This is a genomic window from uncultured Zoogloea sp. (assembly GCF_937894855.1).
GTDB lineage: Bacteria > Pseudomonadota > Gammaproteobacteria > Burkholderiales > Rhodocyclaceae > Zoogloea > Zoogloea oryzae.
This window is the reverse complement of the sequence record NZ_CALAYQ010000117.1, coordinates 12,469-38,018: the sequence shown is the minus strand read 5'-3', so window position 1 is coordinate 38,018 and position 25,550 is coordinate 12,469. Positions and strand designations below refer to the sequence as shown.

At 67.4% G+C, this 25,550-nt stretch carries 29 protein-coding genes; 9 read left to right on the top strand and 20 right to left on the bottom strand.

The features are described from left to right. From ptsP to Q0672_RS13635, 4 genes are all read left to right on the top strand, one after another. Positions 1-1,434, top strand: a 1,434-nt coding sequence (gene ptsP, locus Q0672_RS13650; protein WP_298623007.1) for a phosphoenolpyruvate--protein phosphotransferase, incomplete at its 5' end; no start/stop codon positions are given. Between the two features lie 173 nt (positions 1,435-1,607). Further along, positions 1,608-2,741, top strand: a complete 1,134-nt coding sequence (locus Q0672_RS13645; RefSeq protein WP_298623006.1) for a homoserine O-acetyltransferase — start codon at positions 1,608-1,610, stop codon at positions 2,739-2,741. A 10-nt stretch (positions 2,742-2,751) separates the two neighbouring features. Continuing rightward, positions 2,752-3,354 carry a methionine biosynthesis protein MetW gene (gene metW, locus Q0672_RS13640; RefSeq protein WP_298623005.1) on the top strand — a complete coding sequence of 201 codons (603 nt, stop codon included), beginning with the start codon at positions 2,752-2,754 and terminating at the stop codon, positions 3,352-3,354. 61 nt (positions 3,355-3,415) lie between these two features. Then, positions 3,416-4,270, top strand: a complete 855-nt coding sequence (locus tag Q0672_RS13635; RefSeq protein ID WP_298623004.1) for a Dyp-type peroxidase — start codon at positions 3,416-3,418, stop codon at positions 4,268-4,270. Positions 4,271-4,326: 56 nt separating this feature from the next. On the opposite strand, the gene Q0672_RS13630 is transcribed toward Q0672_RS13635, so the two are convergent. Together Q0672_RS13630 and Q0672_RS13625 are read right to left on the bottom strand one after the other, a co-directional pair. After that, positions 4,327-5,901, bottom strand: a complete 1,575-nt coding sequence (locus Q0672_RS13630; protein ID WP_298623003.1) for a PEP-CTERM sorting domain-containing protein — start codon at positions 5,899-5,901, stop codon at positions 4,327-4,329. Between the two features lie 136 nt (positions 5,902-6,037). Next, on the bottom strand, positions 6,038-7,834 hold the full coding sequence (locus Q0672_RS13625) for a hypothetical protein (protein WP_298623002.1): 1,797 nt from the start codon (positions 7,832-7,834) through the stop codon (positions 6,038-6,040). Between the two features lie 214 nt (positions 7,835-8,048). On the opposite strand from Q0672_RS13625, the gene Q0672_RS13620 reads away from it, so the two are divergent. Next, positions 8,049-8,522 carry a ribonuclease HI family protein gene (locus Q0672_RS13620; protein ID WP_228111804.1) on the top strand — a complete coding sequence of 158 codons (474 nt, stop codon included), beginning with the start codon at positions 8,049-8,051 and terminating at the stop codon, positions 8,520-8,522. Here Q0672_RS13620 and Q0672_RS13615 read toward each other — a convergent pair. The 17 genes from Q0672_RS13615 to Q0672_RS13535 all read right to left on the bottom strand — a co-directional run bounded on the left by Q0672_RS13615 (position 8,490) and on the right by Q0672_RS13535 (position 20,155). Next, positions 8,490-9,038, bottom strand: coding sequence for a Gx transporter family protein (locus tag Q0672_RS13615; RefSeq protein WP_298623001.1), 549 nt, complete (start codon positions 9,036-9,038; stop codon positions 8,490-8,492). The two genes, Q0672_RS13620 and Q0672_RS13615, sit on opposite strands and share 33 nt — an antisense overlap. Beyond that, positions 9,019-9,369, bottom strand: coding sequence for a NusG domain II-containing protein (locus Q0672_RS13610; protein WP_298623008.1), 351 nt, complete (start codon positions 9,367-9,369; stop codon positions 9,019-9,021). The genes Q0672_RS13615 and Q0672_RS13610 overlap by 20 nt, the downstream gene beginning before the upstream one ends. Before the next feature lie 60 nt (positions 9,370-9,429). After that, the gene (gene rapZ, locus Q0672_RS13605) at positions 9,430-10,272 is read right to left on the bottom strand and encodes an RNase adapter RapZ (RefSeq protein ID WP_153160762.1); all 843 of its coding nucleotides are present in this window, start codon (positions 10,270-10,272) and stop codon (positions 9,430-9,432) included. 143 nt (positions 10,273-10,415) lie between these two features. Then, the gene (locus tag Q0672_RS13600; RefSeq protein ID WP_298623000.1) at positions 10,416-11,321 is read right to left on the bottom strand and encodes an MBL fold metallo-hydrolase; all 906 of its coding nucleotides are present in this window, start codon (positions 11,319-11,321) and stop codon (positions 10,416-10,418) included. A gap of 8 nt (positions 11,322-11,329) precedes the next feature. Next, complete coding sequence (locus Q0672_RS13595; RefSeq protein WP_298622999.1) at positions 11,330-11,503, bottom strand: DUF1289 domain-containing protein; 174 nt, start codon at positions 11,501-11,503, stop codon at positions 11,330-11,332. 7 nt (positions 11,504-11,510) lie between these two features. Further along, positions 11,511-11,723, bottom strand: a complete 213-nt coding sequence (locus tag Q0672_RS13590; RefSeq protein ID WP_298622998.1) for a DUF1289 domain-containing protein — start codon at positions 11,721-11,723, stop codon at positions 11,511-11,513. Between the two features lie 62 nt (positions 11,724-11,785). Further along, complete coding sequence (locus Q0672_RS13585) at positions 11,786-12,700, bottom strand: hydroxymethylglutaryl-CoA lyase (protein ID WP_298622997.1); 915 nt, start codon at positions 12,698-12,700, stop codon at positions 11,786-11,788. A 140-nt stretch (positions 12,701-12,840) separates the two neighbouring features. After that, a complete protein-coding gene (locus Q0672_RS13580) occupies positions 12,841-13,506 on the bottom strand; it encodes a DUF4126 domain-containing protein (RefSeq protein ID WP_298622995.1) in 666 nt (221 codons plus the stop codon). A 9-nt stretch (positions 13,507-13,515) separates the two neighbouring features. Continuing rightward, on the bottom strand, positions 13,516-14,355 hold the full coding sequence (gene fghA / locus Q0672_RS13575; protein ID WP_153160767.1) for an S-formylglutathione hydrolase: 840 nt from the start codon (positions 14,353-14,355) through the stop codon (positions 13,516-13,518). Between the two features lie 11 nt (positions 14,356-14,366). Continuing rightward, on the bottom strand, positions 14,367-15,473 hold the full coding sequence (locus tag Q0672_RS13570) for an S-(hydroxymethyl)glutathione dehydrogenase/class III alcohol dehydrogenase (protein WP_298622994.1): 1,107 nt from the start codon (positions 15,471-15,473) through the stop codon (positions 14,367-14,369). A gap of 35 nt (positions 15,474-15,508) precedes the next feature. After that, positions 15,509-16,093: a TIGR00730 family Rossman fold protein gene (locus Q0672_RS13565; RefSeq protein WP_298622993.1), complete on the bottom strand. Its 585-nt coding sequence runs from the start codon at positions 16,091-16,093 to the stop codon at positions 15,509-15,511. A 13-nt stretch (positions 16,094-16,106) separates the two neighbouring features. Beyond that, positions 16,107-16,709, bottom strand: coding sequence for a 2-hydroxychromene-2-carboxylate isomerase (locus Q0672_RS13560; RefSeq protein ID WP_298622992.1), 603 nt, complete (start codon positions 16,707-16,709; stop codon positions 16,107-16,109). A gap of 114 nt (positions 16,710-16,823) precedes the next feature. Then, entirely contained in the window at positions 16,824-17,444 is a 621-nt protein-coding gene (locus tag Q0672_RS13555; protein WP_298622991.1) for a 2-hydroxychromene-2-carboxylate isomerase, read from the bottom strand. Between the two features lie 13 nt (positions 17,445-17,457). Beyond that, positions 17,458-17,898, bottom strand: a complete 441-nt coding sequence (locus Q0672_RS13550) for a PaaI family thioesterase (RefSeq protein ID WP_153160772.1) — start codon at positions 17,896-17,898, stop codon at positions 17,458-17,460. 15 nt (positions 17,899-17,913) lie between these two features. Continuing rightward, a complete protein-coding gene (gene can, locus Q0672_RS13545) occupies positions 17,914-19,056 on the bottom strand; it encodes a carbonate dehydratase (RefSeq protein WP_298622990.1) in 1,143 nt (380 codons plus the stop codon). Between the two features lie 108 nt (positions 19,057-19,164). Beyond that, positions 19,165-19,635 (bottom strand): PaaI family thioesterase, encoded by a 471-nt coding sequence (locus Q0672_RS13540; protein ID WP_298622989.1) that lies wholly within the window; start codon positions 19,633-19,635, stop codon positions 19,165-19,167. An 82-nt stretch (positions 19,636-19,717) separates the two neighbouring features. Beyond that, positions 19,718-20,155, bottom strand: coding sequence for a MerR family DNA-binding transcriptional regulator (locus Q0672_RS13535; RefSeq protein ID WP_153160775.1), 438 nt, complete (start codon positions 20,153-20,155; stop codon positions 19,718-19,720). A 68-nt stretch (positions 20,156-20,223) separates the two neighbouring features. On the opposite strand from Q0672_RS13535, the gene Q0672_RS13530 reads away from it, so the two are divergent. The 4 genes from Q0672_RS13530 to Q0672_RS13515 all read left to right on the top strand — a co-directional run bounded on the left by Q0672_RS13530 (position 20,224) and on the right by Q0672_RS13515 (position 24,578). Then, the gene (locus tag Q0672_RS13530) at positions 20,224-21,249 is read left to right on the top strand and encodes an MBL fold metallo-hydrolase (protein ID WP_298622988.1); all 1,026 of its coding nucleotides are present in this window, start codon (positions 20,224-20,226) and stop codon (positions 21,247-21,249) included. A gap of 16 nt (positions 21,250-21,265) precedes the next feature. Then, positions 21,266-23,095 carry a class I poly(R)-hydroxyalkanoic acid synthase gene (locus tag Q0672_RS13525; protein WP_153160777.1) on the top strand — a complete coding sequence of 610 codons (1,830 nt, stop codon included), beginning with the start codon at positions 21,266-21,268 and terminating at the stop codon, positions 23,093-23,095. Between the two features lie 86 nt (positions 23,096-23,181). Further along, the gene (locus Q0672_RS13520) at positions 23,182-23,646 is read left to right on the top strand and encodes a putative toxin-antitoxin system toxin component, PIN family (protein WP_298622987.1); all 465 of its coding nucleotides are present in this window, start codon (positions 23,182-23,184) and stop codon (positions 23,644-23,646) included. Positions 23,647-23,771: 125 nt separating this feature from the next. Beyond that, on the top strand, positions 23,772-24,578 hold the full coding sequence (locus Q0672_RS13515; RefSeq protein WP_153160778.1) for a mechanosensitive ion channel family protein: 807 nt from the start codon (positions 23,772-23,774) through the stop codon (positions 24,576-24,578). 44 nt (positions 24,579-24,622) lie between these two features. Here the strand turns inward: Q0672_RS13515 and Q0672_RS13510 are convergent, their stop codons facing one another. Beyond that, the gene (locus Q0672_RS13510; RefSeq protein WP_298622986.1) at positions 24,623-25,450 is read right to left on the bottom strand and encodes a helical backbone metal receptor; all 828 of its coding nucleotides are present in this window, start codon (positions 25,448-25,450) and stop codon (positions 24,623-24,625) included. Positions 25,451-25,550: the final 100 nt, after the last annotated feature.

Sequence of the window (25,550 nt, the reverse complement as noted above, 5' to 3'; positions counted from 1 at the left end):
ATCCTCACCCGCCGCGCCAACGCCGAATGGGCGCTGGTGCAGCAGATGGAGCTGCTGGTCGAACAGTTCGAGGCCATCGAGGACGCCTACCTGCGCGAGCGCAAGGCCGATGTGGTGCAGGTGGTCGAGCGGGTCGTGAAGGTGCTGCTGGGCCACCCGGGCCACCTGCCGCCCAAGCGCAAGGACGGCCTCGGCACCATCGTCGTCGCCCACGACCTGTCGCCCACCGACACCATCGGCTTCAAGGATCACGCCGTCGCCGGCTTCATCACCGATGTGGGCGGCCCCACCGGCCACACCGCCATCGTCGCCCGCAGCCTGTCGATCCCCGCGGTGGTGGCCCTGCGCCACATCCGCCACGTGGTGAAGGACGACGAGCTCATCATCATCGACGGCATCCGCGGCGTCGTCATCGTCGATCCCGACGAGCGGGTGCTCGAGGAATACCGCCTGCGCAAGGCCGCGGTCGAGCTCGAACGCTCCAAGCTCAAGCGCCTCAAATCCACCCGCGCCGCCACCCTCGACGGTGAAGAGGTGCAGATCCTCGCCAACATCGAACTCCCCCCCGACGCCATCCAGGCCAAGGGTGTCGAGGCCGACGGCGTGGGCCTGTTCCGCACCGAGTTCCTCTTCATGAGCCGCGACTCGTGGCCCGACGAGGACGAGCAGTTCGAAGCCTACAAGTCGGTGGTCAAGACAATGGCCGGCAAGCCGGTCACTGTGCGCACCCTCGACGTGGGCGCCGACAAGGAACTCGAAGGCGCCACCCGCCAGGAGGACAACCCGGCCCTCGGCCTGCGGGCGATCCGCTACTGCCTGGCCGAGCCCAAGATGTTCCTCACCCAACTGCGGGCGCTGCTCAGGGCCAGTCACTTTGGCCGGATGAAGATCCTCATCCCGATGCTCGCCAGCAGCCACGAGATCGACCAGACCCTGATCCTCCTCGACAAGGCCAAGGCCCAGCTGCGCGAACGCAAGATCAAGTTCGACGAATCGGTGCCGGTGGGCGGCATGATCGAAGTACCCGCCGCCGCCCTGTGCCTGGGCGCCTTCACCAAGCGCCTGCAGTTCCTGTCGATCGGCACCAACGACCTGATCCAGTACACCCTCGCCATCGACCGGGGCAACGAGGCCGTCGCGCACCTCTACAACCCGCTCCACCCGGCCGTGCTGCGGCTCATCCACCAGACCATCCAGGCCGGCGCCAAGGCCGGGGTGGATGTCTCGGTGTGCGGCGAGATGGCCGGCGACCCGGACTGCGCGCGCCTCCTGATCGGCATGGGCCTGCGCCAGTTCTCGATGCACCCGGCGCAGATCCTCGAGGTGAAGCAGGCCATCCTGCGCGCCGACGCCGCCGACCTCACACCCAAGGTCCAGCGCCTGCTCAAGCTGGACGACCCGGACCGGGTCCGCGAGGCAGTCGAGAAGCTCTAGGCCGCGCACAGGCCCGGGGTTTGACTTGCCCCCGGCCATCGCGCTAATCTTGGTTCTCAGCGCCGATTTGAACCCTTCAGCTTGCGGGCGCTTTAAAAGTACGGCTAAAGCGACGGCAGCCCAGTCCGCGACCGTTCGCCGGCTGGGTTTTTCGTTTTTGGGACGAAACACGAATGCAAGAAGCTCAATCCGTTGCACAATCGGTTGGTCTGGTCGTACCCCAGACAGCGCACTTCACCGAGCCCCTGCCGCTCAAGAGCGGCGGCGTGCTGCCCCAGTACGACCTCGTCTATGAAACCTACGGCACCCTCAACGCCGCCCGCAGCAACGCGGTGCTGGTGTGCCACGCCCTGTCCGGCTCCCACCACGTGGCCGGACAGTACGCCGACGGCAGCGTCGGCTGGTGGGACAACCTGGTCGGCCCCGGCAAACCCCTCGACACCAACCGTTTCTTCGTGATCGGGGTGAACAACCTGGGCGGCTGTTACGGCAGCTCGGGCCCCAACAGCACCAACCCGGCCACCGGCAAGCCGTGGGGCGCCGACTTCCCCTTCGTCACCGTCGAAGACTGGGTCGATGCCCAGGCCCGCCTGGCGGATCGCCTCGGCATCGAGCGCTTTGCGGCGGTGGTCGGCGGCAGCCTCGGCGGCATGCAGGCCCTGTCGTGGACGCTGCAATACCCCGACCGCGTCGCCCACGCGCTGGTGATCGCCTCGGCGCCCAAGCTCACCGCCCAGAACATCGCCTTCAACGAAGTCGCCCGCCAGGCGATTTTGAAGGATCCGGATTTCCACGCCGGCCACTACTACGAGCACGGCGTGGTGCCCACCCGCGGCCTCGCGCTGGCGCGGATGATCGGCCACATCACCTATCTGTCGGACGACGCCATGGGCCAGAAATTCGGCCGGGCGCTGCGCCACGACAAGCCGGTGTTCAGCTACGACGTGGAATTCGAGATCGAGTCCTACCTGCGCTACCAGGGCGACAAGTTCGCCGGTTACTTCGACGCCAACACCTACCTGCTCACCACCAAGGCGCTGGATTACTACGACCCGGCCTTCGACTACAACGGTGATCTGGTGGCTGCCCTCGAGCGCGCCAAGGCCGACTACCTGGTGGTGTCCTTCACCACCGACTGGCGTTTCGCCCCGTCCCGCAGCCGCGAGATCGTCTACGCCCTGATGCACAGCGACCGCCGCGTGAGCTACGCCGAGATCGACTGCGCCGCCGGCCACGACTCCTTCCTCCTCGATGAGCCCCAGTACCACGCCGTGCTGAAGGCCTACATCGACAACATCCAACTGTGAGGGCGGCACGATGAGCTTCCACCGCTTCGACTACGACGTGATCGCCAACTGGATCGAACCCGGCGAGCGCGTCCTCGACCTGGGCTGCGGCGACGGCAGCCTGCTGCGCTATCTTGGCGACGTGCGCCAGGTGCGCGGCTACGGCGTCGAGAACGACCCGGCGCGCCTGCTGGCCTGCGCCCGCAACGGCGTCAACGTGATCCAGATCGACATGGAACAGGGCCTCGCCGGCTTCGACTACGGCTTCTTCGACCACGTCATCATGAGCCTCTCGCTGCAGGCCATGCGCAACACCCAGGGCATCCTCAAGGAAATGCTGCGGGTCGGCCATGAGGCCGTCGTCAGCTTCCCCAACTTCGCCTACTGGCGCCACCGCCAGTCCATCCTCAACGGCCGCATGCCGGTGTCGAAGAACCTGCCCTACCAGTGGTACGACACGCCCAACGTGCGCTTCTTCACCATCGCCGATTTCGACGCCCTGTGCGAACAGGAAGGCATCGTGATCCGCGAGCGGCTGGCCTTCGACGAGGACAAGGTGATCGTCGACGAGCCCAACTTCCTCGCCAGCGTCGCCCTCTACCGGCTCGCCCGGGCCGACGGCGCCGCCGGCTGATGGCCCGGCGGGGATTGAACACTCATCCCCGCCGCCCCCTGCATACGTTCCGGAGCCTGCCATGCCCACCCCGCAACCCGGCATCCTTCAGCCGCTGCCGCCCCTCTCCCGCTATCTCGTCTTCGCCCTTGAGCCCGACACCGACGTCGCCGCCGGCCTCAAGGCCCTGGTAGAGCTCGTCGATGGCGACGCCACCGTCGCCGGCATCGGCGAAGCGCCCCTGTCGGCCATCGGCCGCAGCGTCCCGGGCCTGCGCCCCTTCCCGCCCCTGGCCGGCCCCGGCGTGAGCATTCCATCCACGCCCGCCGCCCTGTGGCTGTGGCTGCGCGGTAACGACCGAGGCGAACTGCTGCTGCGCGGCCGCCGCATCGAGCAGGCCATGGCCCCGGCCTTCCGCCTCGTCGAAACCTGGGACGGCTTCAAGCACGGCAGCGGCCGCGACCTCAGCGGCTACGAGGACGGCACCGAAAACCCGGAAGGTGAAGAAGCCGTCGCCGCCGCCATCGCCGCGGATGGCTCCAGCCTCGTTGCGGTGCAGCGCTGGGAGCACAACTTCAACCGCTTCGAGGCCATGCAGCCCGAAGAGCGCGACCACTGCATCGGCCGCCGCAGGTCCGACAACGAAGAACTCGACGACGCCCCCGAATCGGCCCACGTGAAGCGCACCGCTCAGGAAAGCTTCGACCCCGAAGCCTTTGTGGTACGCCGCTCCATGCCCTGGGCCGACGCCAGCGCCGCAGGCCTGATGTTCGTCGCCTTCGGCCACAGCCTGGATGCCTTCGAAGCCCAGATGCGCCGCATGGTCGGGCTAGACGACGGCATCGTCGACGCCTTGTTCCGCTTCACCCGGCCGCTATCCGGCGCCTATTTCTGGTGCCCGCCGATCAAGGGCGGCAAGCTGCAACTGCCCCTGTAATCCCCAAACAGCAACGGCGCCCCAAGGCGCCGTTGTCGTCTTGCGGCCCGGGTAGGTCAGCGCCTGCGGCGAGCCATCCCCAGCAGGCCCGACACACCCAGCGCCACGAGCGCACCGCTTGCCGGCTCGGGAATCTTCAGGTCAAACGCCACCGTCCGCGCGCCATTGACGTCGTGGTAGGCGAGCGTCCCCGCACCGGCCAGTTCGAGAAATGCGCCCTCAACGAAGTCGTCCGCAGCGTTGAGGCTCGCGGCCGTCACGTCGATGGGCACCGTGAACACCAGCATCTCGTCAGGGTGGATGACAAAGCTGTAGCCGCGGGTGAATGCCGCCAGCACGTCATCCGGGAAGAGGGGTTCGAGATCCTCGTCCAGCAGCGAGAAGTCGATGCCGTCGAGGGTGAGATCCAGGCTGCCGTCGTTGGTGACCACGATCTGCATGAAATCGAGGATGCCGGTGTCGAAGCCGCCCAAGGGCACCCGCAGCAGGCGCTTGAGGTTGTTGCGCAGCAGACCGACGCTTCTCACCGACAGATTCCCTCCGGCAACCGGCTGATAGACCGGCAGCAGGCTCGAGTCGATGGCGCTCAGGCCGGTGGACGCCAGCACGCTGGCCTTGTAGAAGTCGGTGCCGGTCAGGCCGGCCGACAGGGAAGGCGTATCCCGCAACTGCACCGTGTAGCTGTCTGCCTTGCCCACAAAGGCGTAGTCGTCCATGCGGACTGGCGAGACGTAGGAGGCGTCGAGTGTCGATGTCTCCCCACGGCCATCCCAGGTAACGTTTGCGCCGACGGAAATCGTCTTGCTGGCAAAGCTGCCACTGAAGCTGAAATCCACCGACTTGACGCGCTCCTCTTCCAGCGAGAACGACGCCGCCGATCCATTCACCGACCCCGTGGCCACCGAACTGCCATTCACCAGCAAGGTGGTGATCCGGTCGGCCTTCGCGGCCACCGTCACCGACTGGGAGCCGGCGTAGGTGTTCTCGATGGACCCGTAACCCTGAAGCGTGGCGCTGAGATCCGCTCCACCCTTGAAATAGGCCCCGACGTAGCTGCACACGCCAGTCCTGGTACCAGCAGCCCCCACCGTGAGCGGGCAGCCGGCCTCGCCGGGCAGCAGGTAGCTGCGGGTGAGGGCATACGACTTGTCGAACTGGGCGTAGCTACCGGCCGGGTTGGCGTAGCCGGTCAGGCTCTGCCAGCCCGCCGGGATCGGGTGCTCGTTGGTCACACCGGCGCCGGGATTGACGAAGTTGATGCGGTCCACGTCGGTCTGCAGGACGCCCTTGCTCTGGTCGAGCAGGCTGACTTCCCAGGCTTCCTGGTTCTCGGTTTCGAATTCACCGCGGAAGGTGAGCGAATAGGATGGCGATGGACCGGCGGTCGAGCTCATCGTGCGGCTGCCGCTGGCGTACTGTTTGTCGCCATCGGTACAACCGAGGAAGGGGATGCACACGTTGTCCACGTTTTCCGCCCGGAACCCGGCGCTGACGGACGACGGCAACGTGCCGGTGTAGGACCAGCCCGACTGGTTGAACAGCGACGCCGATCCGTAGAACTGCCCATCGGCGAGCACCGGCAAGGCATGGGCTGCCGTACCGATCACCATCGTCGCGCCCCCGAACGCCATGCGAAGCAAGCGCAAATGCGGTCCGTATCTCATCTGACACCTCCCTTGAATGCAGTGACCTGACATCGGTTCGACGCCCGCCTGCCAAGCGGAGCGACACTGCGTTCAGGCTACATGCGGCGAGGTTCCAGAACGGTTACACCGTCAGCGCACCCTTGGCCCGCTCCAGCATCTCGCGCAGATGCTGCCGGTAGCCGACGACCCACGGAGCGGCGGTCTCACCGGGGAGGAACTCGCCCGCGTAAAGCCGGACGGCCTCGGCCACGCGGTCCTGCCGCCCGCCGGCGCTGACCAGACGGCCAAGCAGTTCGCAGGCATCGACCGAACACAGGCTGCTTGGCAGGCTGACGAAGCCGTGCTTCACATGCACCCAGTTCAGCGGCGGCTCGCCTTCGCGGCGCCCGAGGCGGCGCAGGCGGTGGAGGGCGACCTTCAGGTTCTGCATGGCCTGGGCGCCTTCCGAATCCGGCCACAGCATGTCGGCGAGGCGTTCGGCGGGCACCTTCTGGCCGCCGGCGCAGATCAGGGCGATCAGCAGCATCTTGGTGCGCACGCCCTTCCAGTCCCGGTCGTAGATGCGCCGGCCGTCGATCTCGACGACAAACTCGCCCAGGGTGCGGATGTTCACCCGAGCGCCGGTCTCGGTCGATCCGCGGGACGCGGGGGTCAAGACGGCTTCCAGCTCGGCCAGCCAGGCGGCGTTGCGGTGGAGCGGCACCAGCCGCTCGCCGACGGGCACCAGCTCGCGGGCGGCGGCGAGCATCCGCCGGGCCCGGTCGAATTCGCCCGCGCGCACGTCGAGCATCGCCTGCTCCTGACGGGCCACCGCGGCCACCCGACGCAGGCCCAGATGCAGCCAGCGGGGCACCCAGACGGCGGCCAGGGCGCGGGCTTCGGGGCCGCGCTGCAGATCGGCCAGGGCCTGGATGCGCAGCAGGCGGGCGATGGTCGAGGTCATCCGGCAATCGTCCGGGGCGCAGCCGGACAGGCATTCGTCGCCATGCACCAGCGCCCGCAGGGGCTGCCCGTCCCGCAAGGCCAGCGCGCCGAGGGCGAGGTGGCGGTAGGCCTGGAGCAGCGCCTGGCGCGCCGGGATGACTCGCGCGCCCAGCGCCTGGGCCAGCTTCCGCACCTCGTCGCAACGGCCCAGATCGGCCGCGGCGTAGGTCCGGTGGGCCAGCAGCGGCAGGGTCACGGCGTCGGACAGCGTCTCCACCCCGGGCAGCCCCGCGCCCGCCGAGAGGATCCCATGGGCCCGCTCCGCATCGCCGCCCAGCAGGCCGATGAGGCCGAGGGCGCTATGCACCAGCACCCGCGGCAGCAGACCGGCGCCGTCCAGATGGCACAGGAGCTCGACGTCGGAGAGCCTCACATCCGCCCGCGTCACTTCGCCGGCCAGGCAATCGACAAAGCAGGCCAGCGTGCGGTGGACCAGCTCCAGCGGCAACGAGCCCACCGCGACGGCAATCCGCTCGCCTTCGGCAAAGGCAGCGCGGGCGAGGTCCACATTGCTGTCGAGGATCAGGGTCAGCAGCCCCTTGCGCAGCAGCAGCGCCGAACGGGCATGGGGCGACAGGGCTGCGTCCCCGGCGATCAGCTCGGCCAGGCGGGCGCGCAGGATATCGAGGGGCTCGTCGCCGGCATCGCCCCGCAGCTGGGCGTCGCAGGCGGCGGCGCAGCTGAGGGCCTGGATGTCGGGCGGCGCGTTGCCGGCCGGATCGACCAGCCGTGACGCCAGTAGCGCGATCTCGACCCGGGGGTCATCCACGAGGCCCAGCAGGTCGACGCCGCGGGCGCCGGCCGCCTGCAGCATGAGCAGGCCCGCCCGAGCGCCGTGAAAATCCATCTCGAACCAGCGTCGCAGGCAGGTCCGTTCCAGCGTGGCGCAGGGATAGGGCAAGGCTAGCGGGGAATTCTCGGGCGTCTCGGTCATGGCTCCCACACCGGGGTCGGGCTGGCGCCCGTGCCCCGCTTGATCTCGTCCACCATTTAGCCATGAGATGTGTGATCCCCTGACGGCGGCAGGGGATTGTTGGTGATTTTTTACAAAAATCGCATTTATCCAGGTGTTTCCGCCGGACGCGACAAACCCACCGGAAGGCCGTAAAGTCGGCCCTGCCCTCCCCTGCCGGTCTTCCATCGCTGCCGTGACTCGCCCCGCTCCCCTCCCGCCGCCCGCCGACGCGTGGCTCATCTGGTTCGACGGTGCCGCCCACCCCAATCCCGGGCGGATCGGCCTTGGTGCGCTGCTGCTGGGGCCCGAGGGCCAGCGGATGGATGTGTCGGAGCCCGGCGGGCGCACCGGTTGTAACAACGAGGCCGAGCTGCTGGCCCTGGGCCGGGCGCTGGAGCTGGCGCTCGCCGCTGGCGCGCAACATCTGGTGGTGAAGGGAGACAGCGATTTTGCGGTGCGTCACCTGCGGGGCGAGGCGCACACCGCAGTACCGCGGCTGGTCGGCCTCATCGACGGCACCCTCGCCCTGCTGGCGCGCTTCACGTCGGTGCGGCTGGAATGGGTGCCCCGCCACCGCAACCCGGACGCCGACCGGCTCTCCCGGGCCGCCATCGGCCTGCCCGACAAGCCTCCCCTACGCCCCGTCTCGCGGCGCCGCCGGCGCTAGTTCGGCATCCAGCAGCCGGGCCGCGACGAGGCCGTTGACCAGTCCGAAGAGCGTCGCCGCCAGCGCAAACACCGGCACCAGATAGAACACCCCGTCGTGGGGCACCAGCCACAGGCGGGCCACCACCAGCTGGCCGCCGATGTGGGCGAAGGCCGCCAGCACGCTGTGGCTCACCGGCCCGAACCAGCGCCTGGGCAGATGCATCGCCGCCCCCAGCACGGCCAGGCTGGCGAGGCTGCCGGCGAGGCTCAGGAAGAAGCCCGGCGCCAGGAACTGCCCCAGCACCAGACTCCCCACCAGCACCCGCAACAGCGCCACCCAGGCCGCTTCGCGCCAGCCCCAGCGGGCCAGCACCACCAGCGTCACGATGTTGGCGAGCCCCGGCTTGACGCCAGGCAGCGGCAGCGGGATCGCCGCCTCGGCCACCGTGAGCACGATGGCGGCCGCCGCATGACGCGCCACCCGGTGGTCATCGGCGGTGGGGACGAGACGGAGCTCAGTAGTTGAGGGAGTCATAATCGGCCCGCCGCCCGGAGAGGGCGAGACTCACCTGATTGGGCGCGCAGATCGCCACCGCCCCGGCGCTGGCCAGCCAGCCCTGGCGCACGCAATACTGGCGCGGCCCCGGATCGCTGGCCACGCGGGCCCGGCCGGGCTGCACCTCGATGCGCGTGGTGCCGAGCGGGCCGGGCACCTCGACGATGCGCGGGGCGGAGAGATCCACCTCGGCGAACACCTGCCCGCCGGCCTTGATGATGGCCTTGTCGGGCCGGCCGCCCTGCCACAGCACGAGGGCCGATCCGACGCTGAACGCCAGCGCCGCCGCCAGCACGAGCCCGTCGCCCATCCGCAGATGGACGGCCCAGGCGGCCAGCCAGCGGCGTACGGCGGGCAGATCCGGCACGGGTCAGGTCTTGAAGGAGCGATGCCGCACGAGCACCCGGGCGCTCTCGCGGAAACGCTCGGCGAGCTGCTCGGCGATGTACACCGAGCGGTGCTGGCCGCCGGTACAGCCGATCGCCACGGTGAGGTAGCTGCGGTTGTCGTTTACGTAGGAGGGCAGCCACTGGGCCACGAAGCGGTAGATGTCGTCGGTCATCTGGCCGACTTCGGGCACCCGCTCGAGGAAGTCGATCACCGGCTGGTCGCGCCCGGTGAGGGGCCGCAGCACCGGGTCGTAGTGCGGGTTGGGCAGGCAGCGCACGTCGAACACCAGGTCGGCGTCCATCGGGATGCCGTGTTTGAAGCCGAAGGACTGGAACAGCAGGGTGATCTGGTCGCCCGCTTCCAGACGCATGAAGCTCTTCACCCAGTTGCGCAGGGTGTTGGCGGAGAGATCGCTGGTGTCGATGCGGTGGCCGAGCTCGGAGATCAGCGCCAGCGCTTCCCGCTCGCGGGCAATGGCCTCGGCGAGGGTCACGTCGTCGTCGCCCAGCGGATGCTTGCGGCGGGTTTCGGAGAAGCGGGCGATGAGGGTGTCGTCGCGCGCATCCAGGAACAGGAAGCGCACGTCGCCAATCATGGCGCGCAGGGATTCGATCTGCTGGGGCAGTGCGGCGATGCCGGCGCCGGAGCGCACATCCACCGCCACGGCGATGCGCTGATAGCCGGAGCCGCGCAGATGGGTGACAAGCTGGGGCAGCAGCGCCGACGGCAGGTTGTCGACGACGTAATGGCCGCAGTCCTCCATCACGTTGAGCGCGACGCTCTTTCCGGAACCGGACAGACCACTGATCAGGACGAGTTGCATGGTGAAACCTGCTTTGGGGAGGCCCGCACCCGAAGGTGGGCGGCCCGTCTGCGACGAAATGCCGCAGTTCTTATGAGAATAGTGGTCAAGCTTCGCACAAGCTACTCTCCCCCGTTTCTACAAAAAGTCACATAACTGTTAATTCATGTGGCGCAGAGCTTATTTTCACGAATTTCCACCACGCCGGCCCGCAAAAGCTCCGCCACCAGCCAGTCGGCGAGGGCCTCCGGCGTCAGTCCGAGGAAGCGCCGGTTGGCGTCGCGGAACAGCGCCACCCGGGCCAGATGATCCGGCAGGCTGTCGAGGGGCATCGTCCGCCGCTCCAGCAGGGTGAAGGTGAAACAGGCGCGGATCGCGTTGCGGGCCATCCGCGCGCCGTCCTCTTCAAAGTAGCGCAGCCGGGCGAAGGCCGCAGCGAGCGCCGCGTCCACCTCGACGAAGGGCGCGCCGTGGCCCGGGATCACCCAGTCGATGGGCAGCCGTCCGATGGCCTCGAGGGTTGCCCGCGCCGCCTCGAGGCCACCACCCGCGCCGATCACGTCGGCGAACAGGATGCCGAAGCCGTTGCGCCACAGGGCGTCGCCGGAGATCAGCCCGCGGACATCCGGCGCGTGAAAGACCAGCGCGTCCATGTCGTGCCCCGGTGCCGGTAGCGCCTGCCATTCGAACCCGCCCATCACCATCCGGTCGCCGGGCACCAACGCGTGGTCGGGATGGAAGGCCTCGCCCTGCTGGTCGGTGGTGGATAGCAGCAGCGCGTCCTCGTCCCAGGTCTTCACCGCGTCGACGATGCCGTGGGGCACGCAGATCCGGCAGCCGAACGCCCGCTGCACCGCGGCGTTGCCGCCGATGTGGTCGGAGTGGGAATGGGTGTTGAGCAGGCGGGCGAGCCGGCGCGGGCCGAGGGCCTCGCGGACCAGCGCGACGGTCTGGGCGGCGTGGGTCACGTAGCCACTGTCGATGAGCGTAGCTTCGCCGTCGTCGAACAGCAGGATGTTGTTGGCCGACAGCCAGCCTCGCTCCAGCACCCGGATGCCGGGAGGCAGCATGGCCGCGTTCAGTCGGCGGCGTCGGCCGGGCCGGTGGCCAGCGGTGGCGCTTCGGCCACGGCCTCGCTGCCGGCGGGATCGGAGTCGGTCTCGCCGAAGATCTCGTCGGCACTGCGGCCACAGCCGGTGCAGTAGCCGTCCTCGATCTCGCAGACGCCGATGCAGGGGTTCTCTTCGCTCATCGCCGCCTCACCCGTTGCCCACGCACTCGCCGCGCAGGCCGCCCTCGAAGAGGTCGGCGGCAGCCCGGCGGCTGGCCACTTCGGCCAGGATCGCGCGCTTGCGGTCGTCGTCGGCGCGGCCCCAGTCGGTGATTTCGGGGATGGTGCGGAAACAGCCTTCGCAGTAGCCCGTGGCCGGGTTCATGCGACAGACGGAGGTGCAGGGAGATTGGATGGTCATGATGCGCTCTGGGGGTCGACGCCCGCCGCTCGTTGTCGGCGGGTCTTCGTGGACCTTGCAGCTTATACGGGCTTGGCCCGCTTCGCCAGCACCGCCCGCGCCACCTTTGATGCCGGCGGGCGGCCCAGGCGCTCGCTGATCCAGCCTGCGGTATCGACGAGCTTGTCGAGGTCGATGCCGGTGTGGATGCCGAGGCCGTCCAGCAGATACACCACGTCTTCGGTCGCCACGTTGCCCGAGGCGCCCGCCGCGTAGGGGCAGCCACCGAGGCCTGCCACCGCCGCGTCGAACACCGCCACGCCTGCTTCGAGCGACGCGTAGATGTTGGCCACCGCCTGCCCGTAGGTGTCGTGGTAGTGGCCGGCGAGCTTTTCGACCGGCACCTTGCGGGCCACCACGTCCAGCATCTGCCGCGTCTTGCCCGGGGTGCCCACGCCGATGGTGTCGCCGAGGCTCACCTCGTAGCAGCCCATCTGGTAGAGCGTGGCGGCCACGTCGGCCACCGCTTGCGGATCGACTTCGCCCTCGTAGGGGCAACCCAGCACGCAGGAAACGTAGCCGCGCACCTTCACCCCCGCCGCCTGGGCCGCGGCCATCACCGGCTCGAAGCGCTTGAGGGATTCGGCGATGCTGCAGTTGATGTTCTTGCGGCTGAAGGATTCGGACGCGGCGCCAAACACCGCCACCTCCTTCGCCCCCACCGCCAGCGCCGCCTCGAAGCCCTGCAGGTTGGGCGTGAGCACCGGGTAGCTCACACCCGGCAGGCGCTGGATGCGGCGCATCACCTCGGCGTTGTCGCCCATCTGGGGCACCCACTTGGGCGACACGAAGGACGTGGCTTCGATGGCGGGCAGGCCGGCGGCGCCCAGACGGGCGATCAGCTCGACCTTGGTTTCGGTGCTGACCACCTGCTTTTCGTTCTGCAGGCCGTCGCGGGGGCCCATCTCGACGAGGCGGACATGGGTTGGGAGAGTCATCGGATTTCCTTGGCAGCGCTTCAATGCACCGCCAATTTTAATTGCATAACCTCGAGATTTCCGCACTTTTTATCCGCTTGTCTTTATGCGGAGGGCGGAGAGCGCTTTAAATTCAGCCGACGAAACACCGCCGGGCCTTGTCAGCCCGTGGCCTGGGGCCGCCGCCGGAAAATGCGGGCGACGAAACGCCACAGCATCACGATCATCACCACCGCCAGCACGCAGAACACCGCCAGCGCCCCGAGGAAGATCAGCGGCTGGTGGATCAGCGTCCACATGCCGCCGGCGAACAGCGCGTCCTCGCCCAGCGACGTGACCACGTTGCTCACCGGCTCGGGCGAGGTGTTGATCGCTGCCCGGGCGCTGGCCTTGGCAAAGTGGGTGCCGGCCGCCAAGGTGCCGCCGAGCAGGCCCATGGCAATCTGCAGCGCACCGCCCTGGTCGCCCATCACCGCCGCGGCCAGCGCCGCGCCGGCGGGGATGCGGATGAAGGTGTGGGCGGCATCCCAGAGGGAATCCAGCCAGGGCAGCTTGTCGGCGAAGAACTCGACGAGCAGCAGCAGGCCGGACACCCCGAGCACCAGCGGATGGGCCAGCACGCCGAGGCCGCCCGGCAGGTGCACGCCGGCGAAGCGCGCCAGCGCGCCGAGCACGAACACCAGCGCGTAGAGGCGCAGCCCGCTGGCCCAGCCGAGGCCCGCCGCCAGCGCCGCCAGCGAGGCGAGGTCCACCGGCACGTCGCGCCAGTCGAGCAGCGGCTTGACGCTATCGGCGAGGGTGGCGGGATCAAGGCCGGCGATGTCCATCCGGCGGGCCTAGGCTTTCAGGAACTGCGCATGGTGGGCCAGGTGGTCCGCCATGAAGGTGGAGATGAAGTAGTAGCCGTGGTCGTAGCCCTCATGCAGGCGCAGGGTGAGGGGCTGGCCGTCGCAGCACACCCACTCGAAGCGGTCCGGGTTGAGCTGGGTGGCCAGAAACTGGTCGGCCATGCCCTGATCGATGAGGATCGGCGGGCAGCGCCGGCCGTCCTCCACCAGCGCGCAGGCGTCGTGCTCGCGCCACACTGCCCGGTCGGTGCCGAGGTAGCCGCTGAAGGCCTTCTCGCCCCACGGGCACAGGCTGGGCGCGGTGATCGGCGCGAAGGCCGACACCGAGCGGTACAGATCCGGATGGCGCAGGGCCAGGGTGAGCGCCCCGTGGCCGCCCATCGAGTGCCCGAAGATGCCGCAGCGCTTGAGATCGGCCGGGAAGCGCAGGCCGATGAGCTGGCGCAGTTCGCCGGTGATGTAGCTTTCCATCCGCCAGTTGCGGGCCCAGGGCTCGCGGGTGGCGTCGAGATAGAAGCCCGCGCCGATGCCGAAATCCCAGGCGTCGGCCTCGCCGGGGATGCGCGCGTCGCGGGGGCTGGTGTCGGGCGCGACCAGCATCAGCCCCAGCTCGGCCGCCAGCCGCTGGGCGCCGGCCTTGATGGGGAAGGTCTCCTCGGTGCAGGTGAGGCCGGCGAGATAGAACAGCACCGGCACCGGCCCGTTGGCTGCCTGGGGCGGCACGAAGACCGAAAAACGCATCGCCAGCCCGATTTCCCGCGACTGGTGGCGGTAAAACCCCTGCCGGCCGCCAAAGCAGAGGTGCTGGGAGAGGGTTTCGAAGGGCATGGCGGCGTTCTTCAGTAGATGACCACCGAGCGGATCGACTCGCCGCGCTTCATGAGGTCGAAGCCGTCGTTGATCTGGTCGAGGCTGAGGGTGTGGGTGATGAGGTCGTCGATGTTGAGCTTGCCTTCCATGTACCAGTCGACGATCTTCGGCACGTCGGTGCGGCCACGGGCGCCGCCGAAGGCCGAGCCCTTCCAGACGCGCCCGGTGACCAGCTGGAACGGCCGGGTGGAGATCTCGGCGCCGGCCTCGGCCACACCGATGATCACCGACTGACCCCAGCCCTTGTGGGTGCATTCGAGCGCCTGGCGCATCACCTTGGTGTTGCCGATGCACTCGAAGCTGTAGTCGGCGCCGCCGTCGGTGAGCTGGACGATGTGATCGACGACGTTTTCCACGTCGTTCGGGTTGATGAAGTGGGTCATCCCGAACTTGCGGGCCATGGCTTCGCGGGCCGGGTTGAGGTCCACGCCGATGATCTTGTCGGCGCCCACCATCTTGGCGGCCTGGATCACGTTGAGGCCGATGCCGCCGAGACCGAACACCACCACGTTGGCGCCGGCCTCGACCTTGGCGGTGAACAGCACGGCACCCACGCCGGTGGTCACGCCGCAGCCGATGTAGCAGACCTTGTCGAAGGGCGCGTCTTCACGGATCTTCGCCAGGGCGATCTCGGGCACCACGATGTAGTTCGAGAAGGTAGAGGTGCCCATGTAGTGCAGGATCGGCTTGCCATCCAGGCTGAAGCGGCTGGTGGCGTCGGGCATCAGACCGCGACCCTGGGTGCTGCGGATCTTCTGGCACAGGTTGGTCTTGCGCGACAGGCAGAACTTGCACTCGCGGCATTCCGGCGTGTAGAGCGGGATCACGTGGTCGCCGGCCTTCAGCGACTTCACATCCGGGCCCACATCGACGACGACGCCGGCGCCTTCGTGGCCGAGGATGGCCGGGAACAGGCCTTCGGGATCGCCCCCCGACAGCGTGTAGTAATCGGTGTGGCAGATGCCGGTGGCCTTGACCTCGACCAGCACTTCACCGGCCTTGGGGCCTTCGAGGTCGACGGTTTCGATGGTCAGCGGGGCGCCGGCTTTCCAGGCGACGGCAGCACGGGTCTTCATGGGTGTTCTCCGGGGGGTTTCGGGTTATTGGGGTGTTATAGGTGTTTTTCGTCGCGAATGCGCTTGCCCACGGCGGGCGGGTGATACGCAGCCATCGACCGCAGGAGCGCGAAGAGGTTGTCCTCGACGAGCAGCAGGCCGCGGTTTTCCTGCTTCATGAAGCCTTCTTCCACGCCCCGCTCCATCATCTGGACAAGGGGCAGGTAGTAGCCCTCCACGTTGAACAGCGCCACCGGCTTGTTGTGGAAGCCAAGTTGGGCCCAGGTGAGTATCTCGAACAGCTCTTCAAAGGTGCCGAGCCCGCCGGGCAGGGCGATGAAGCCGTCGGCGAGCTCCGCCATCCGCGCCTTGCGGGTGTGCATGGAGTCGACCACTTCGAGCCGGGTGAGGCCCTCGTGGCCCACTTCCCAGTCCATGAGCACCCGCGGGATGACACCGACCACCTTGCCACCGGCGGCGAGGCAGGCATCGGCGACCACGCCCATCAGCCCGACGTTGCCGCCCCCGTAGACCAGCTCGATGCCGCGCTCGGCGAGGAGCTTGCCGAGGGCTTCGGCCGCCGCCCGATAGGCCGGCCGCACGCCTGTGCGGGAACCACAGAAGACACAGATGCGCCGCATGGTTGGCGCTCCGTCAGAAGGGGCCTTTTTCGAGCCAGCGCTCGAGCTGCGGGAGGCGGTCGTTGCCCCAGAAGCCTTCACCTTCGACGATGAAGTAGGGCGAACCGAACACGCCGCGGGCTTCGGCCAGATCGATCTCGGCCTTCAGGCGGGCCTTGGTGGCCGGATCGGAGAAGGCGTCGGCGACTTCCTCCCGATTGATCTTGAGGGCGTCGGCGATGTCGAGGAGGACGCTGGTCTCGGCGATGTTGCGGCCATCGACGAAGTAGGCGCGGAACACCGCGTGGGCGAAGGCGCGGGCCTCTTCGGGGTCGCGGTCGGACAGCCACTGGAAGGCGCGGGCGGCATGTTCGGTGTGCGCCGGGTAGGGGCTGGGCTGCTTGAAGGGGATGCCGAAGAAGGCGGCGGTGCGCTCGGTGTCGCGCTGCACGTACTCGGTGCGCATCAGGCCGGCCGGGATCTTCATGCCGCCCTGGGGCTGGAACTGCGCATCGAGGACGATGGCGTGCCACATCACGGCACGCCCGTGGCGGGCGGCGAGCTCGTCGATCCGCTCGGAAGCCATATAGCCGTAGGGCGAGGAGAAATCGAAATAGAAGTCGATGGGGGCGGACATGCGGGTCTCCGGGAGGCGATTTTTCTGTGATGCCGGTTGGGTCGGTCAGCCCGCATTATCCATGCCGGGCGACCGAAGGGCATCACATTGCGTGTCGCTCCGACGACCGGCCGCTCAGAACCCGCCTTCGGCCAGCCAGCGCTCCACCTGGGGCAGCCGGTCGGCCCCCCAGAAGGCTTCGCCGTCGACGATGATGAAGGGCGAGCCGAACACCCCGCGCGACAGCCCCAGATCCACCTCGGCGGCGAGCCGCGCCTTGATCTCGGTGCCGGAGAGCACCGCCGAGAGCTCGTCCCGGTCGATGCCCTGCCCGGCGGCGATGTCGAGCACCGCGCCGAGATCGGAGATATTCACGTCATTGACGAAATACGCCCGGTAGGCGGCGAGGCCAAAGGCCCGCGCCTTTTGCGGGCTGCGGTCGTTGATCCACAGAAAGGCCCGCGCGGCGTGCTGGGTGGGGATCGGGAAGGTGCTGGGCTGCTTGAAGGGCAGGCCGAAGTAGCGCGCCGAGCGCTCGATGTCGTGCATCGAGTAGGCGCCCTTGAGCGGGATCGACGGCAGCGGCGCGAGGCCGGTGACCTTGAAGGTAACCCCCAGCAGGAAGGGATGCCACAGCACCGTGCGCCCGAAGCGTTCGGCCAGGGCGTCGATCTTCTCGGCGGCGAAGTAGCCGTAGGGCGACGAGAAATCGAAATAGAAGTCGATGGGGGCAGTGCTGCGCCGGGGTTCGGTCATGGGTCGGTCTCCGTCAGGGGGTCTTGGGCCACAGGATCAGCTGGGTGCAGCGGAACAGCGCCAGCCGCCGGCCGCAGCCGCCGCTGGTGACTTCGGAATCCCACACCTGGGTGTTTCGCCCGATGTGCACCGCCGTGGTGTTGCACAGGAGCACGCCGTCGGTCTGGGTGCCGAAGAAGTTGGTCTTCAGCTCGATGGTGGTGAAGCTCTTGGCGCCTTCAGGCAGGTGGGCGCGGGTGGCGTAGCCCGCCGCGCTGTCGGCCATGGCGATGATCGTCGCGGCGTGGAGATAGCCGTTGGGGGCCAGCATCTCGGGGCGGATCAGCATCCGCGAACCCATGCGCCCCGGTTCGAGGGTCACGGCCTCGAAGCCGAACCAGCCCGGCAGATGGCCCGCACCCCGGGCGTTGAGGAAATCGAGGTCGATGCCTTCGGCGAGCCGGGGTTCGGCCATCACGGGTCTCCGGTATCAGCTTTCCAGGGCCTCGAGGGCACCCAGGTAACGGGGCATGAGATCCTCGCGCCGGCTCACGTTGATGCCCAGGTCGCGGATCAGGCCGTCCTTGAGGCCATACACCCAGCCATGCACCGTGAGCCGCTGACCCCGCTTCCAGGCATCCTGGACGACGATGGTCTGGCAGACGTTGACCACCTGCTCGATGGTGTTGAGCTCGCACAGGCGGTCGTGGCGCATCTCGGGCGGCAGCAGATCGACGCGGCTGACGTGCTTCACGTGAACATCCTGCACGTGACGCAACCACAGATCGACCAGCCCGACGCGATCCCGCTGCAGCGCCGCGCGCACGCCGCCGCAGCCGTAGTGGCCGACGACCATGATGTGCTTCACCTTCAACACATCCACCGCAAACTGGATCACCGACAGACAGTTGAGGTCGGTGTGCACCACCACGTTGGCCACGTTGCGGTGGACGAAGACCTCGCCCGGCATCAGGCCGATGATCTCGTTGGCCGGCACGCGGGAATCGGAACAGCCGATCCACAGGAACTCGGGCGCCTGCAGGGTGGAGAGCTTCTCGAAGTAGCCCGGATCGACCTGACGCATGCGCCGCGCCCAGGCCAGATTGAAGTCGAAGAGGTGGAAAAGGTTTTCGTTCTGCACTTCGCTCTCAGACCAGTTTTCCAGGTCGAGGGAGAGGAACATCGTGCCTTCCACGGGGGTCGGGTAGTAGGCCGGCGCCTCCTTGAAACCCAGCTCCCGGTAGAGCTTCACGGCGATGCGCATGGCCGGCAGGGTGTCGAGCATCACCCTGCGGTAGCCCAGCACCTTGGCGGCCTTGATGGCGGCCAGCGCGAGCTCCCGGCCGACTCCGGCGCCACGCGCCTCGGGCTCCACGTAGAGCCGCTTCATCTCGCAGATGCCTTCGGTGGAGGGGCGGATGCCCACACAGCCGGCGGGCTTGCCGTCGAGCTCGGCAAAGAACAGCCGCCCTGCGGGCGCGGCATAGGCGCCGGGCAGGGAGGCCATTTCCTCCCCGAAATTCTGGAAACCGAGATCTACGCCCAGCCAGGCGGCGTAGTTGCGGAAAAACTGGCGGACATGCTCGATCTCGGCGTGGTCATCGGCACTGAGGATGCGAAGGGTAACGGCCATCGATCAATTCCATCACAAGTCGAAACAACCCAGCAGGATACTCGTTCAGGCCGGCCGTTTCACCCCCGGGCATGGGCCGGACCACGCCTTTTTGTGCACGAAGCCCTTTCAGGCAGGCTTTTCCTGACGGCCGTGCATGACCATGATCGTCTGCTGCATCACGGCGCAGAGCGTCCACTCCTCGGCCTTCACCGCAAAGACTTCGGCCTTGGTGATGATCAGCGTGCGCCCCGGGCGGATCACCTCGCCCCGGGCCACCAGCCGCTCGCCGTCCGCGGGGGCGATCAGGTTGATCTTGTACTCCACCGTCAGCACGCTGGCGTCGGCCGGGGTGAGCGTGTTGGCAGCGTAGCCGGCCGCCGAGTCGGCGATCATCCCCACCACCCCGCCGTGGATGAAGCCATGCTGCTGGGTGATGCCCTCCCTGTACGGCAGGTGGATCTCGGCGTAGCCGGGCTCGACCACCGCCATCTTCGCGCCGATCAGCGCCATCGCGTGCTGCAGGTCGAAGCTCGCCCGGACGCGGGCGGCGTAGTTCGGGTCGCGGGGGCGGAAGGGCTCCAGGGGCGGGCGGGTCATGGCTTGTCTCCTTTTATTGGCACGGCCTGTGCCGGCGCCTTGAATTACGTTTACGTAAACGTAATTTTGGTGGTAAAAAAGATCAAGCGCCTTCGCCCAGACGGGCGGCCAGCGCGGCGTGGGCGGCGGCAGCGCCTTCCGGGTTCTCGGCCAGCTGTTCGGCGCACTGCTTCTCGAGGATGTCGATCTCGCCGAGCACCGCGGCGATGTCCTCGCGCTGCTGCTCGAGGGCCCGCCGACGCTCGGCCAGCACCACCAGCAGGCGGCGCAGCTGCGGGGCCGAATCGCGCAGGCCGTCGTACATGCCGAGCAGCTCGCCGATCTCGGCCAGCGACAGGCCGAGCCGCTTGCCGCGCAGGATAAGGCCCAGACGGGTGCGGTGGCGCTTGTTGTAGATGCGGTTGCGGCCGGCACGGACGGGCGCGAGCAGGCCTTCGTCCTCGTAAAAGCGGATGGCACGCGGGGTAATCCCGAACTCGCGGGCCAGATCACCGATGGTGTAGGTTGTTTCCTCGATCATCGAATCAGTAAATCAGATTTCCCGAGGCCGGACAACGCGGCCGACGGATTTCCAGGAGAACAGCAGCAATGAGCACCCCGACCCTCGAATACCCCTTCGACAGCGTGCCGGAGGCCGGCGAGACCCGCGAGGTCGCCCCCGGCGTGTCCTGGATCCGCATGCCGCTGCCCTTCGCCCTCGACCACATCAACCTGTGGCTCATCAAGGACGGCGAAGGCGTGGCGATCGTCGATACCGGCTACGCCCTCGACGCCACCCGCGACGCCTGGGAGACCATCCTCGCCCGCCTCGGCAAGCCGGTGACGCGGATCATCGTCACCCACTGCCACCCGGATCACCTGGGCCTCGCCCGCTGGCTCTCCGACAAGACCGGCGCCGGCGTGGTGATGTCCCAGGGCGAGTACCTCGGCGGCTACGCCCTGTGGCACCAGCTCACCGGCTACGACGTCACCTCGATGGTGGCCCACTTCCGCCACCACGGCCTCGACGACGACCGCGCCGCTGCACTCTCGGGCCGGGGCAATGCCTACGCCCGCGGCGTGCCGTCGCTGCCCGCCACCTACCAGCGCCTCATCGACGGCGACACGCTCTCGATCGGCGGTCAGAAGTGGCAGGTCATCGTCGGCTACGGCCACGCACCCGAGCACGTCTCCCTCTACTGCGAGGCCATCGGCGTGCTGATTTCGGGCGACATGCTGCTGCCCCGGATCTCCACCAACGTCAGCGTTTTTGCTGCGACGCCACATGACGACCCGCTCGGCCGCTTCCTCGATTCGATCAGCGCTTTCAAGCAGTTGCCAGACACGTCGCTCGTGCTACCATCCCACGGGAGGCCGTTCCGCGGCATCGCCCTCCGGGTTGATCAGCTCGTCCAGCACCACGACGACCGCTGCGCGGAACTGCTTGCTGCATGCACCGATCCCCGCAGTGCGGAAGAGATTCTTGCGACCCTCTTCCCGCGCGAGCTGGATACGCATCAGGTCATGTTTGCAATGGGGGAGGCCATCGCCCACCTGAACCACCTCGAACACAAGGGCGAGCTGGTAGGCCGGGTCGGAGACGATGGGGTGGTTCGTTTCGTCAAAAGCATCTAACAAGGAGTGCCCAACAATGGCTGCGCCAGAAAAAGAAGTCGCCAAGTCCGAACTGCCGGACCCGAAGGAAGTCGCCAAGACCTACGCCGAAGTCGCCCAGCGCGCTTCCAAGCTGCTGGCCGACCACATCCAGAAGCAGGTCCAGAAGGGCATGTCCGCCCCCACCGACGAGCTGGGCATCGCCCAGGCCTTCATGGACATGATGGGCAAGCTGCTGGCCAACCCGTACCGTCTGGCCCAGGCTCAGATGAATCTCGTCTGGGATTACTTCTCCCTGTGGCAGCACTCCATGATGCGTTTCACCGGCATGGCGCCCAGCGCCCCGGTCGCCGCCCCCGCCAAGGACGACAAGCGCTTCAAGGATGAAGAATGGCAGGAGCACTTCCTGTTCGACTTCATCAAGCAGTCCTACCTGATCACCGCCCGCCACATCCACGACACCGTCTCCGGCGTGGATGGCCTGGACGATCAGACCCAGAAGAAGGTCAACTTCTACACCCGCCAGTACATCGACGCCCTGTCGCCGTCCAACTTTGCCCTGACCAACCCGGAAGTCTTCCGCGAGACCGTCAAGAGCCACGGCCAGAACCTCATCAAGGGCCTCAACAACCTGCTGCGCGACGTGGAAGAAGGCGACGGCAACCTGCGCGTCAAGATGACCGACACCACCGCCTTCGAGCTGGGCCGCAACGTGGCCACCACGCCGGGCAAGGTCGTCTTCCAGACCGAGATGATGCAGTTGCTGCAGTACACCCCGACCACCCCGGACGTGTCCAAGCGCCCGCTGCTGATCGTCCCGCCCTGGATCAACAAGTTCTACATCCTCGACCTGCGCGAGAAGAACTCCTACATCAAGTGGTGCGTCGATCAGGGCCACACCGTGTTCGTGATCTCCTGGGTCAACCCGGATGAGCGCCTGGCCGAGAAGAGCTTCGACGCCTACCTGCTCGAAGGCACCCTGGCCGCCGTCGACGCCATCGTCGAACAGACCGGCGCCAAGGAAATCAACGCCGCCGGCTACTGTCTGGGCGGCACGCTGCTCGCCACCACCCTGGCCTACATGGCCGCCAAGAAGGACAAGCGCCTGGCGTCCGGCACCTTCTTCACCACCATGACCGACTTCGCCGATCCGGGCGAACTGTCCGTCTTCCTCGACGAAGGCCAGATCTCCAGCCTCGAGAAGAAGATGTTCGAGCGCGGCTACCTCGAAGGCTCCGAAATGGCCGGCACCTTCAACATGCTGCGCGCCAACGACCTGATCTGGTCCTTCGTGGTGAACAACTACCTGATGGGCAAGGATCCGTTCCCCTTCGACCTGCTGTACTGGAACTCCGATTCCACCCGCATGCCGGCGAAGATGCACAGCTTCTACCTGCGCAACATGTACCTGAACAACCTCCTCAAGGAGCCGGGTGGCATCGAGATCGCAGGCGTGCCCATCGATCTGTCCAAGATCAAGGTCCCGACCTACTTCATCTCCACCATCGAAGACCACATCGCCCCGTGGAAGAGCACCTACTCCGGTGCCCGCAACTTCGGCGGCAACGTGCGCTTCGTGCTGGGCGGCTCCGGCCACATCGCCGGCATCGTCAACCCGCCAGCAGCCAACAAGTATGGCTACTGGACCAACCCGGCCGCCAAGCTGCCCGCCACCGCCGACGAGTTCTTCAACGGCGCCGAGCAGCACCCGGGCTCCTGGTGGACGGACTGGCAGGCCTGGCTGATGGCCCAGGACAGCAGCAAGGTTCCGGCCCGCGATCCGCTCAACGGCAAGTTCAAGGTGCTCGAAGATGCACCGGGCTCCTTCGTCAAGGCCCGTCTCGACGCCAAGAAGAAGGCCGCCTGATCCATCGGCAGCCTGCATGAAGAAAGGGGGCCTCGGCCCCCTTTTCCTTTTTCCGCCTCAGCCTCAATCGCCCCACTTCACCAACCGTGGCCACCTACCCGCTCGAAACCCCGCTCCCCCACGGCCTGCCCGTCGTCCTCGACACCAACGTGGTGTTGTCCCTGTGGATGTTCGAAGATCCCGCCCTCGTGCGCCTGCGCGCGGCCGTCGAGAGCGGCGCGCTCCGCCCCCTCAGCCGGGAAGACTGCCTGGGCGAACTCGCCCGCGTGCTCGCCTACCCGCAGTTTGCCCAGAGCCCCGAACGCCAGGCCGAGATCGCCGCCACCTACCGGGCCCGCTGCACGCTCGTCGAACCGGTCGCCCCGCCCGCCTGCGAACTGCCCAACTGCCTCGACCGGGACGACCAGAAGTTCCTCGAGCTCGCCCGCGACAGCAGCGCCCGGGCGCTCCTGACCCGCGACAAACTGGTGCTCAAGCTCGGCAAACGCCCGGTCATCGCCGCGCGTTTCGCCATCCTCACGCCCGAAAAGCTGCAAATCCAGCTGGCGTAAAGCCCACCACATCACAGAGCCTTGCACATTGACACAACAATTCACATATCATGGCAACCCCGGACACCCAGTCTGGATAGACTGGGGACTCAACCCTCATGACGGAGCACGCCATGGCCACTGAAATGTCTTTCGACGTTGGCAACCTGATCACCACCTACCTCATTCCCCTCGGCTGGAAACTTGCCGGTGCCGTCGCCCTCTGGATCATCGGCGGCTGGCTGATCAACATCATCGGCAACCTGTCCAACCGCGGCATGACCCGCCAGAAGGTCGAGCCCACCCTGGTCCGCTACGTCGAGGCCACCCTGCGGGTGGTCATGCGCATCGTGCTGGTCATCGTGATCCTGTCGGTGTTCGGCATCGAGACCACCAGCTTCGCGGCCCTCATCGCCGCAGCCGGCGTGGCCATCGGTGTGGCGTGGAGCGGCCTGCTCTCCAACTTCGCTGCCGGCGCATTCCTGATCATCCTGCGCCCGTTCAAGGTGGGTGATTTCATCAGCGGCGCGGGCGTCACCGGCACCGTCAAGGAAATCGGCCTGTTCGCCACCACCATCGACCAGCCCGACAATGTGCGGACGACCATCGGCAACAACAAGCTGTTCTCCGACAACATCGTCAACTACACGCTGAACCCGTCCCGCCGGGTGGACCTGACCGCCCAGCTGGCCCACAGCGTGGATCCGAAGCAGGCGATGGAGCTCATCCGCGCCCGCATCAAGCAGATCCCCAACGTGCTGACCGACCCGGCGCCGGATGTCGAGATCCTCGAGTTCAACGCGGCCGGCACCAAGCTGGTGGTGCGCCCCTATTGCCACAACGACCACTACTGGCAGGTGTATTTCGACACCAACAAGGCCCTGGCCGAAGTGGGCGGCGCCAACAACTGGCCGATCCCGGCGCCCCATCAGGTGCTGCGTCAGCCCAGCTGATCGCCCCCGGCTTCAGCGCAAACGCCCACTCCGGTGGGCGTTTTTCATGGCGCGCCGGCCAGCGTGCGGCGCAGCTCGGTGAGATAGCGCAGCCCGGCCACCGCCCGACTGCCGTACCACGAGGCCATCTCGCCATCGATCAGCGCCGCCGGACGCCCCGACGCGGCGGCCACCTCGGCCAGATGGTTGTCGCGAAAGCGATAGGGCTCGGACGACAGGAAGACCCGCGCCACGCCCGCCAGCCACGGCGCATCCCATTCGAAGGCCGGATAGCGCGGCTCGTCGGCCTCGGGAACCGTCTGCCAGCCCACCGCCCCCAGCATCGCCGAGATGTAGGTGCTGCGCGCCACGGTCATCCATGGCTGGCGCCAGATGAGGTAGAGCACCTTCTCGGCCGGCAGGCTGGCGCCCACGGCCCGCGCGTCGTCCAGCGCAGCGGCAAGATCGGCGCACAGCCGCTCAGCCTCGGCCTCACGGCCAAAGATGCCACCCAGCAGGCGATACACCGGCAGGTTGTCCTCGGGCGTGCAGGGGTGGGTGACGATCACATGGGGCACGCAGGCGGCGATCTCCTCGACGCATTCGCGCCGGTTTTCGTCCACATTGACGATCACGTGGGTCGGCGCCAGCTCGCGCAGGCGCGCGAGGTTCACGTCCTTGGTGCCGCCCACTTTGGGGATGGTCTTCAGGATCGCCCGCGGGTGGATGCAAAAGCCCGTCCGCCCGACCAGTTGCCCGGCCAGCCCCAGATCGCACACCAGCTCGGTGAGCGAGGGCACCAGCGAGACGATCCGCGCCGGGCCCGAATGGGGCTGGTGGCGATGGCCGCTTGCGTCCACCAGGAAATCTTCATCATTGTTGTTCTGCATCATCGCGCAAGTATCTCAGGAGCCGCACCGTTATTGGATGGTACGTGGAACAAGCATCCGCGCCCGCACTCTCACCTGAAGCAAGCAAACCCTTCCAGCCACG